The sequence below is a fragment of the Aquibium sp. ELW1220 genome (assembly GCF_030398385.1).
Taxonomy (GTDB): domain Bacteria; phylum Pseudomonadota; class Alphaproteobacteria; order Rhizobiales; family Rhizobiaceae; genus Aquibium.
In genome coordinates this window covers 44,879-53,888 of sequence record NZ_JAOAOQ010000037.1, presented here as the reverse complement: position 1 = coordinate 53,888, position 9,010 = coordinate 44,879, and the positions used below count along the sequence as shown (strand labels likewise).

Below are 9,010 nucleotides of genomic sequence, written 5' to 3'. Positions count from 1 at the left end.
CGCCTCGAGATGGGCACGCCCGTCCTTCGACAGAAAACCACCGCGAATCATGCACCCAGCAGAATCGCTCGCCAAACGATCGTCAACGCCATTTCTTCGGGGGTTCGGGGAGTCGGGGTATAACTGCCCCCGTATTTTTACCCCAGATCCACCGCCCTGCCCGTTCGGGCGCTCTCTTCGGCGGCGGCGCCGATGAGGACGGATTTCAGTCCGTCGTCGAGCGAGACTTCCGGGCGACCGCCGTGGCGGACGAGATCGAGGAATTTCTGGTGCTGGAAGAAGGTGGAGCCGTGGTGGTCGCCGGCGGCGAGGATGGTCTCGTCGACATGGATTTCCTCGCGCACGGGCTGCTTGGTGGTGCGGGGCGAGATCACCACTTCCGACATCCGTTCGCGGCCGTCGGGCGAGAAGCGGGCGGGGCCCGGCACGAAGGCCTCGATGCGGGCGGCGTCGCCGGTGACGGCGACCTGCTCCTGCCACCAGGAGCCTTCGGCGAACATGCACAGATCGAGCATGGCACGGACGCCGTTGGCGAAATCGACGACGACGAAGGCGTTGTCGAGGATGTCGGGGGTGCGGCCGTCGTAGCGTTCGTCGAGGAAGTTCACGTCCATGGCGCCTGAGGCGTAGACGCGGACGGCCTCGGACTGCGCGAGCAGCCGCATCAGGTCGAAGAAGTGGCAGCATTTCTCGACCAGCGTGCCGCCGGTGCGGGCGGAGAACCGGTTCCAGTCGCCGACCTTGTGCAGGAAGGGGAAGCGGTGCTCGCGGATGGAGATCATCTTCAGCCGGCCGGCCGTGCCGGCGGCGAGCTCGGCGCGCAGGCGCTCGACCGGCGGCATGTAGCGGTATTCCATCGCCACCCAGACCGGGGCGCCCCTGCCCTCGGCGAGCTTCAGGACCGCGCGGCAGTCGTCCACAGTGGCGCAGAGCGGCTTTTCGACCAGGATCGGCAGGTCCGTCGCCAGCACGTCGCGCAGGATGGCGGCATGGGTGTCGTTGGGGCTGGCGATGACCAGCGCGTCGCAGAGGCCCGACGCAAGCAGGTCGCGGTGGTCGGCGAAGGCGCGGCAGCGCTCGCCATAGGGACCGGCCGCAAGTTCGCGGCTTTCCAGATGCGGGTCGGAGACGGCGGTGATCTCGGTGCCTTCGAGCAGGCCGATGTTGCGCATGTGCTCGCGCCCCATCATGCCCGAACCGATGATGCCGTAGCGGATGGTCATCGGCCGCACGTCAGAGATCGAGGACGGGAAGGCCGAGCGATCGGGCAGCGGCGTCGAGAGCATTCCGGTGGTCTCCATAGGCGAGCGCCATGTGATGCTCGAGCGCCGCGCCCATGATGCGGTCGAGCAGGATCCTGGCCGGCGTGTCGAAGCGGACGACGCCGGAGGTTCCGGTGAAGGCCATCGGCCGCTTCAGCATCTCGCCGCCGCCTATGACCGCGACCGGACGGCCGCGCGCCTGGCTGATGCGGAAAAAGGTGACGCGGCCGGGCTTCAGCGGGAATTCGTAGAGCAGCGGCATCTTCCGGTTGGTGTGGATCGTGGCGCGGGCCAGGGCGTCGGGATCGGCCATCGAGACCGGGGCCTGGCCGCAGTGCCAGACGACGCCGGTGTCGTCGTCCGCGTCGAGGTCGACGAGGTCGGTCAGGAAGGCCGGCGCATCGGCGATTTTCTGGAGCAGCAGCGTCGTCAGCGCGCCGTAGACGTCGGCCTCGCAGGCGCAGGGTACCCGCGCCTCGCCCATCATCGACACCGGCCCGCACACCGCGCCGCCATATTCGGTGAAGGTCTCCGGCCAGCAGCGGATGGCGAAGGCGTCGTAGCGGCCCTCGGCCCGCAGCGCCTCGATGGCGGGTTTCAGGCGCAGCGAACGGTCGAGTTGAACCTGGTCGACGGCGTCGAGGCCGGCAAGGTCGGCGCTGGCCGCCGCGCGGGTCTGCGCGAGCGTCTCGGGGGAGACGGTGCCGGCGCGACCGAAGAGATCGGCGAGCTCGAGTTCGTCGACGGTGGCGCCAGCGAGCGCGGCGATGTCGGCTGCGTCGTAGGAGCAGGTCGGAAAGCCGTCGGGATGCATGCCGATGCGGGCGATGCGGGCGCCGCGTATCGACTGCGCGGCAGCGCGGCCGGCCGCATCGTCGCTGCTCGCCGCACGTGTCTCGACGGCGACGGACTGCCTGCCGCCGGAGAGCAGTTCGACAAGCGCCGTCCCGACATCGGGCGCGGCCGGCGCGGCATACAGGTGGCCGAAGGCGCGGTCGGCCAGGCCGAGGGCGTGGGCGGCAAGGTTCAGTCCGCAGAAGGAATTCAGCCGCAGCCGGCCGCCCGCGCGCGGCTCGGGGATCGACCAGATCGCCAGTGGCTGCGAGAAGGCGTTCGACGCCTCCGCCACCATGCCGGCATCGGTGAAGGTGACCTGCAGCACGAGCAGCCGGTCGATGCCCTCGCCTTTCAAGGCAGCGATTGCCGCGCGGGTGGCGTCGGCGTCGAACAGCAGCGTCCGTGGCCCGACCGTCTCGATGCCCGCGCCATCGAGCGCGGCGAGCATGGCGGCGAGGTTCGCCTCGGCGAAGGGCACGTCGAAGGTCGGCCGCCCGAGCGGCAGCAGCCCGACGCGCCCGATGGTCGCGCTTGCTTTACCCGGCATGACGGTCCCCTAGATGGTTCGGCATCGAGGCGCGGAGGCGACGAGGATGCGGTTGTGGTGGGCGGTTCTGGCGATGGGCCTCGTGCTCGCGGCCCCGGCGCGGGCCGAGGAAGCGGACAGGCGGCTTCTGGCGGAAGGCGGACGCACGGTGCTGATACGGCATGCGACGGCGCCCGGCACGGGCGACCCGGCCGGCTTCGACCTCGCCGACTGCGCCACGCAGCGCAACCTCTCGGACGAGGGCCGCGCCCAGGCGCGGCGCATCGGCGAGCGCTTCGCCGAATGGAGCGTTCGGGTGGACGCGGTGCTGTCGAGCCGCTGGTGCCGGTCGCTGGAAACGGCGCGGCTCGCCTTCGGCGCCGACCGGGTGGAGCCGTATCCGCCGATCGACTCCTTCTTCGGCGATCGCTCGACCGAGCCCGCGCAGACGGCGGCCGCGAAAGCGCGGATCGCCGGCTTCGACGGTGAAGGCGTGCAGGTGATGGTCACGCATCAGGTCAACATCACCGCGCTGACCGGAATCGTGCCGCGCCAGGGCGAGGCGATCGTCGTCGAGCCTTCCGGAAACGAGATTGCCGTCGTCGGCCGCATCCGCTTCGACCAGGCCGCCGCGGAGTGAGAAACGGGCCGCGGAAGCGGGTGCTTTGCTTCGGTTGCACTTTGCCTGTATCCAGACGTTCCAACCGGAGGATTCATGATCCGCACCATCCTTGCCGCAGCCCTGCTGCTGTTCGCGCTGCCGGGCTCGATGGCCCGGGCCACCGAGGCCGGCTGGGCGCTGCTGCGCGAAGGCGGCCACGTCATCCTGCTGCGGCATGCCTACACGCTCGGCACCACCGACGCGGAGGCCTTCGACTTCGAGGACTGCGCCACGCAGCGCAACCTCTCGGACCGCGGCAAGCTGCAGGCGCGCAAGATGGGCGCGCTCATGGCGGCGCGCGCCGCACCGGTGGAGAAGGTCTATTCGAGCAGGCTCTGTCGGGCCCTGACGACGGCCGAGCTCGCCTTCCAGCGGATCCCGATCGAAGTGTTCCCGCCTCTCGATCCACCCCTTGGCAATGCCGAATACGATGCCGGGTCGCGCGAAGCCGTCCTGGATATCGTGCGCAACTATCGTGGTTCGGACAACATCGTGATGGTGACCGATCTGCCCACCATCCAGGCGCTGACCGGCCGCGCGGCCCGCGAGGGCGAGGCGCTGATCGTCCGGCCCGGCAACGACATGCTGCCGGTGCAGGCGCGGATCATCTTCAACTGACGCCGGACGCCGTGCGGCGCGCGCCTGCCCTCGAACGGACTGCGTCTTCTGCGGCATCGGCCTAGAGCCCCATCCCGCCATAGACGTGCCGGAAGGACGCATCGGCGGGCCGGAAGCCGGCGCCGTCGGGTCCAAAGGCCGGGTGGCGGTACCAGGGGAGCGCTTCAGCATCGGTCAGGGCGTTGAGGTCGCGCATGTAGCCGACCGCGCCGCCTTCGAGCCCGGTGCGCATCGCCGGCCAGTCGGGAAAATGGCCGAAGGCTTCCAGCCAGATCGCGCGGCCGGCAAGATAGCCGGACGCGCCGGCCCTGTAGGCATGGGTGAGGATGTTGCGGAAATCGGCCTTGCCGGCACCGGCCGACAGCATCACCCAGGGCCGGCCGGCGAGCCTACCGAGTTCGTCGAAGACGGTCTGGACGTCCTCCCAGCCCTCGCCGCCGACGCCCGGCGCGTCGCCGGCATTGACCGGGCTCTCCAGCTTGAAGACGTCGACGCCGTAGTCGGGCCTGGCGAATTCCTCGACGGAGGCGAGCACGTCGTCGGCCTTCTTGCCCTTCATCTCGACATAGTCGGTCGTCTGGTGCGCGTCCTTTGCGAGCGGATAGACCAAAAGCTCGAAAAGGAAAGGAATGTCAAAGCGGTGGCAGGCCTCGCCGATGCGCCGCACGAAGTCCTTCTGATGTCGATTCACCGTGTCGCCGGCATCCGGGCGGTACCAGGCGAGCACCTTGACCGCGTCGGCGCCCATGCGCTTGATCTTCTCCACCGACCAGTCGTCGATTTCGGACGACAGGCGCCCCTCCCGCGTCTCGACGAAGATCGAATCCTCCAGCGTGACGATCAGGCCCTTCTGCGCGGACAGCCTGCCGATGCCGCGCGGGATGGCGTAATGCGGATCGAGCAGCATGGCAGAGGACTCGTCCTGCAGCGTCTCGATCAGCAGGGTCTTGAAGGCGGCGACATCCTCCCAGGGCGCGTCCTTGAGGCCGTAGTGGCGGGCGATCGGGTTCTTGATCGGCGGACGCTGGTCGACCGCCGTCATCTTGAAGCGGCCGGCGGCATCGGCCATGCGGCGCATGCCCCAGAGCTTGCCGGGCGAAAGGTCGATCATGTCCTGCTCCTCAGGAAGGCTTCGGCCTCGGCGCGGTCCGGTGTTCCGGTCCGGCCGCCGAAGCGCGTGCATTTGAGCGCGGCGACGGCGCTGGCGAAGCGGATGGCCGCGCGCGGGTCCTCCCCCTCGCCGAGAGCCAGCGCAAAGGCGCCGTGCCAGACGTCGCCGGCGCCGAGCGTGTCGACCACCTCGACCGCGAAGGCCGGCTCGTGGGCGAGCGTGCCGTGCTCGAAGAAGGTGACGCCGGCGGCACCGTCGGTGACGCAGACCCAGGCGCCGGTCTCGTCCCGCGCCGCCGCGAGCGCGGCGTCGAGGTTCTCGATCCCGGTCAGGTCGCGCAGGCCCTGTGCCGAGAAGGCGACGTGCGAGGCGAGCCGCAGCGCCTCCCCGGCCTCGCGCACTGGGGCCTCGGCGTCGAGGACGCCGGGGATGCCGCGATCGCGCGCCGCCGCCATGGCGACGGCCGCTCCCTGCGGCCAGCGGGTGTCGGCCAGAATCGCGTCGACACCGTCGGGGATGCGACCCTCGAGCCAGCCGCCGTCGAAGCTCAGCGCCAGGTCGCGGAAATTGACGATCTGCCGCTCGCCGGCGGCGTCGACGTAGATCGAGGAGAAGGACGAGCGCCCGGCGGCGATGCGGCGCACGAGGCCGCAATCGACACCTTCGGCCTCGAGGCCAGAGACGATCAGGTCGCCGATCCGGTCCTGCCCGGTCCGCGCGGCGAGCAGGGCCCGGCCGCCGAGGCGCGCGACCGCCGCCGCCGCATTGGCAGCACAGCCGCCGCCGACGATGGCGGCGTCGCGGGCGCGGTACTTCTCTGCTTTGCGGGGCAGCGCGTCGATCGACATGACGATGTCGATCACGGCGACCCCGACGGTGAGGATGGTGGTCATGTCGCCAGCCGAAGGATCACGGTCCGCCTCGCTGCGGACGGACGAAGGATACCGAGTCTTATATAAGTTACAAGACTTGACGTCACGCGGCGAGGAGCGATTTCGCCGGCGCGGTTCGCGTTCCGGTGGATGATTGGGACTTTGACTCCGCGGCAAAACGGATTAGAGAGCGCGACAGACCGTCCCCCCACACTCTTGAGGTACTCACACCGTGTCCACGACATTCGAAAAGGTGGCCGACATCATCGCCGACACGAGCGAGATGGACCGCGACACCATCACGCCCGAAAGCCATACGATCGACGATCTGGGCATCGACAGCCTCGACTTCCTCGACATCGTCTTCGCGATCGACAAGGAGTTCGGCATCAAGATCCCGCTCGAAAAGTGGACGCAGGAGGTCAACGACGGCAAGGCCTCGACCGAGGAGTACTTCGTGATGAAGAACCTCTGCGCCAAGATCGACGCCCTCGTGGCCGCCAAGTCGGCCTGATCCATCTGCGGGGCTGCCCGGTGAGGCAGGGGCTTCGCCGGCGTCACGCAGCCGGAACCGGCGGGCTTGACGCATGCGAGCCGCGACGTCACATGATCCGCGTATGAACCAGCACGACGCAATCATCACCGGCATCGGCATCGTCTCTTCGCTCGGCGAAGGACCCGAGGCGCATCTTTCCGCCCTTACCGCGCCGCAGCCCAGGCCGGTGCTCGATACCGAGCGCTTCGTGCCCTACACCGTCCATCCGCTACCCGAGATCGACTGGGGCAGCCAGATCGCCAAGCGCGGCGACCTGCGCCAGATGGAAGCCTGGCAGCGGCTGGGCACCTATGCCGCGGGGCTGGCGCTCGACGATGCCGGCCTGAAGGGCGACGAGGCGCTGTCGGCGACGATGGACATGATCGTGGCCGCTGGCGGCGGCGAACGCGACGTGGCGGTGGACGGCGACATCCTCGAGGCCTCGCTGCAGCGCAACGACCGCGGCGTGCTGATCAACGAGAAACTCACCACCGAACTGCGGCCGACGCTGTTTCTCGCGCAGCTGTCCAACCTGCTCGCCGGCAACATCTCCATCGTCCACAAGGTGACGGGCTCGTCGCGCACCTTCATGGGCGAGGAAGGCGCCGGTGTCTCGGCGATCGAGACGGCGGTGGCGCGCATCCACGCCGGGCAGTCGAGCCACCTGCTCGTCGGCGCCGCCTTCAATACCGAACACCCCGACCACCTGCTCGGCTACGAGGTGGGCGGCGCGCTGCACCGCGACGCCTGGGCGCCGGTGTGGTCGCGCGGCGGGATGCACGGCGGCGGCGTGGTGACGGGCTCCGGTGCGGCCTTCCTGGTGATCGAATCGCGCGCCCATGCGACCGGCCGCGGCCGGGCAGGCTACGCGGCGGTCGGCAAGGTCGCGTCGGGGCGGGCGCGGCGCGGCAGCGAGGATCTCGCCATGGCGATCGGTGCGATGATCGACGCGCTCGGCGGTTCCGCCCTGCCCGTCATGTCCGGTGCATCCGGCGCACATTCCGCAACCGCGGCGGAGAAGACGTCGCTCGACGGCCGCGGCCTGCAGTCGGTGCGGGGCTTTTCCACCCTGACGGGTCACCTGAAGGAAGCGCAGTTTCCCTTCGCGGTGGCGCTGGCGGCGATCGCGGTGCGCCACGGCGCGACGCTGGCTCCGTTCGACCCGGCGTTCGACGCGCCGGTGCAGGTACAGGACGGCGTGCTGGTGACGACAGTTGGCTCGCGCCGCTACGAGGGCGCGGCCGTCGTCTCGGCCGCTTGAGCGGGCTGGCGGAACCGACAAGGAGAATGCCATGCGCAGCATGACGGACAGTTTCGGACGGCCGATCGTGGTCGTCACCGGCATCGGCATCGTCACGTCGCTCGGCGTCGGCAAGGACGAGAACTGGGCCGCGCTGACGGCGGGGAAATCGGGCATCCACCCGATCACGCGCTTCCCGACCGACCACCTCAACACCCGCATCTCGGGCATGGTGGACTTCCTGGCCTCGAGCGGCCGCAGCGCCAGCGCGCTGACGCATGAGATGGCCGAGCTCGCCGGCCGAGAGGCGACCGGCCAGGCGGGCATCGGCGGCGATTTCGGGGGGCCGCTGTTTCTCGCCGCCCCGCCGGTGGAACTGGGCTGGAACCAGCGCTTCGATCTCTACAGGCGCGGCAGCGCCGATCAGCAGGGCTATGCGCGGCTGCTGGCCGCGGCGCATGCCGTGCCGGGCGAGGTCTACGAGGACGACACGCAGTTCGGCGCGGTGGTCGACCGGCTGGCCGACACCTTCGGCACGCGCGGCCTGCCGATCACCACGTCCACCGCCTGCGCGTCGGGCGCAACCGCGATCCAGCTCGGCGTCGAGGCGATCCGCCGCGGCGAGAGCGACCGGGCGCTGGCGATCGGCGCCGACGGCTCGGCTACGGCCGAGGCGCTGATCCGGTTTGCGCTGCTGTCGGCACTGTCGACCCAGAACGACCCGCCGCAGAAGGCGTCGAAGCCCTTCTCCAAGGACCGCGACGGCTTCGTGCTGGCCGAAGGCTCGGCGGCGCTGGTGCTGGAATCGCTGGAGGCGGCGACGGCGCGCGGCGCCACCATCCTCGGCGTCATGCGCGGCTGCGGCGAAAAGGCCGACGACTTCCACCGCACGCGCTCGAAGCCCGACGGCTCGCCGGCGATCGCGGCGGTGCGCGCCGCACTCGCCGACGCGGGCATGGCGGAAGACGAGATCGACTACGTCAACGCGCACGGCACCTCGACGCCCGAGAACGACAAGATGGAGCATCTGTCGCTGTCGACGGTGTTCGGCGAGCGCATCCGCTCGATCCCGGTGTCGTCGAACAAGTCGATGATCGGCCACACGCTGTCGGCGGCGGGCGCGATCGAGGCGGCGATCTCGCTGATGACGATGCGCGAAGGCGTCATTCCGCCGACGATCAATTACGACAATCCGGACCCGGCGATCGACCTCGACGTGGTGCCGAACGTCAGGCGCGAGCGCGCCGTCGCGAGCGTGCTGTCGAACTCCTTCGGCTTCGGCGGCCAGAACGCCTGCCTTGTCATGACCCGCGAACCGGTCTAAGCGGACCAGCCTTCCAACGGGGTC

General features: G+C 69.6%; 9 protein-coding genes. 5 read left to right on the top strand and 4 right to left on the bottom strand.

Annotation, left to right across the window (positions count from 1 at the left end; genetic code table 11):
* Window positions 1–137: 137 nt before the first annotated feature.
* Both N1F91_RS24465 and N1F91_RS24460 read right to left on the bottom strand, forming a co-directional pair.
* Complete coding sequence (locus N1F91_RS24465) at window positions 138–1,286, bottom strand: Gfo/Idh/MocA family oxidoreductase (protein WP_354670559.1); 1,149 nt, start codon at window positions 1,284–1,286, stop codon at window positions 138–140.
* Window positions 1,234–2,646, bottom strand: coding sequence for a hypothetical protein (locus N1F91_RS24460; protein ID WP_289996089.1), 1,413 nt, complete (start codon window positions 2,644–2,646; stop codon window positions 1,234–1,236). Before N1F91_RS24460 ends, N1F91_RS24465 begins: the two co-directional genes overlap by 53 nt.
* Window positions 2,647–2,692: 46 nt before the next feature.
* Between N1F91_RS24460 and N1F91_RS24455 the strand changes: the two genes are divergently transcribed.
* Complete coding sequence (locus N1F91_RS24455; protein WP_289996088.1) at window positions 2,693–3,265, top strand: histidine phosphatase family protein; 573 nt, start codon at window positions 2,693–2,695, stop codon at window positions 3,263–3,265.
* Between the two features lie 75 nt (window positions 3,266–3,340).
* Window positions 3,341–3,904: a histidine phosphatase family protein gene (locus tag N1F91_RS24450; protein WP_289996086.1), complete on the top strand. Its 564-nt coding sequence runs from the start codon at window positions 3,341–3,343 to the stop codon at window positions 3,902–3,904.
* 61 nt (window positions 3,905–3,965) lie between these two features.
* Here the strand turns inward: N1F91_RS24450 and N1F91_RS24445 are convergent, their stop codons facing one another.
* A complete protein-coding gene (locus N1F91_RS24445) occupies window positions 3,966–5,015 on the bottom strand; it encodes a tagatose 1,6-diphosphate aldolase (protein WP_289996085.1) in 1,050 nt (349 codons plus the stop codon).
* Window positions 5,012–5,908 carry a PfkB family carbohydrate kinase gene (locus N1F91_RS24440; RefSeq protein WP_289996084.1) on the bottom strand — a complete coding sequence of 299 codons (897 nt, stop codon included), beginning with the start codon at window positions 5,906–5,908 and terminating at the stop codon, window positions 5,012–5,014. Before N1F91_RS24440 ends, N1F91_RS24445 begins: the two co-directional genes overlap by 4 nt.
* A gap of 211 nt (window positions 5,909–6,119) precedes the next feature.
* On the opposite strand from N1F91_RS24440, the gene N1F91_RS24435 reads away from it, so the two are divergent.
* The 3 genes from N1F91_RS24435 (at window position 6,120) to N1F91_RS24425 (ending at window position 8,986) form a co-directional block, all read left to right on the top strand.
* Window positions 6,120–6,401 (top strand): acyl carrier protein, encoded by a 282-nt coding sequence (locus tag N1F91_RS24435; RefSeq protein WP_126702456.1) that lies wholly within the window; start codon window positions 6,120–6,122, stop codon window positions 6,399–6,401.
* Window positions 6,402–6,504: 103 nt separating this feature from the next.
* On the top strand, window positions 6,505–7,683 hold the full coding sequence (locus tag N1F91_RS24430; RefSeq protein WP_289996082.1) for a beta-ketoacyl-ACP synthase: 1,179 nt from the start codon (window positions 6,505–6,507) through the stop codon (window positions 7,681–7,683).
* A 31-nt stretch (window positions 7,684–7,714) separates the two neighbouring features.
* A complete protein-coding gene (locus N1F91_RS24425) occupies window positions 7,715–8,986 on the top strand; it encodes a beta-ketoacyl-ACP synthase (protein WP_289996080.1) in 1,272 nt (423 codons plus the stop codon).
* Window positions 8,987–9,010: the final 24 nt, after the last annotated feature.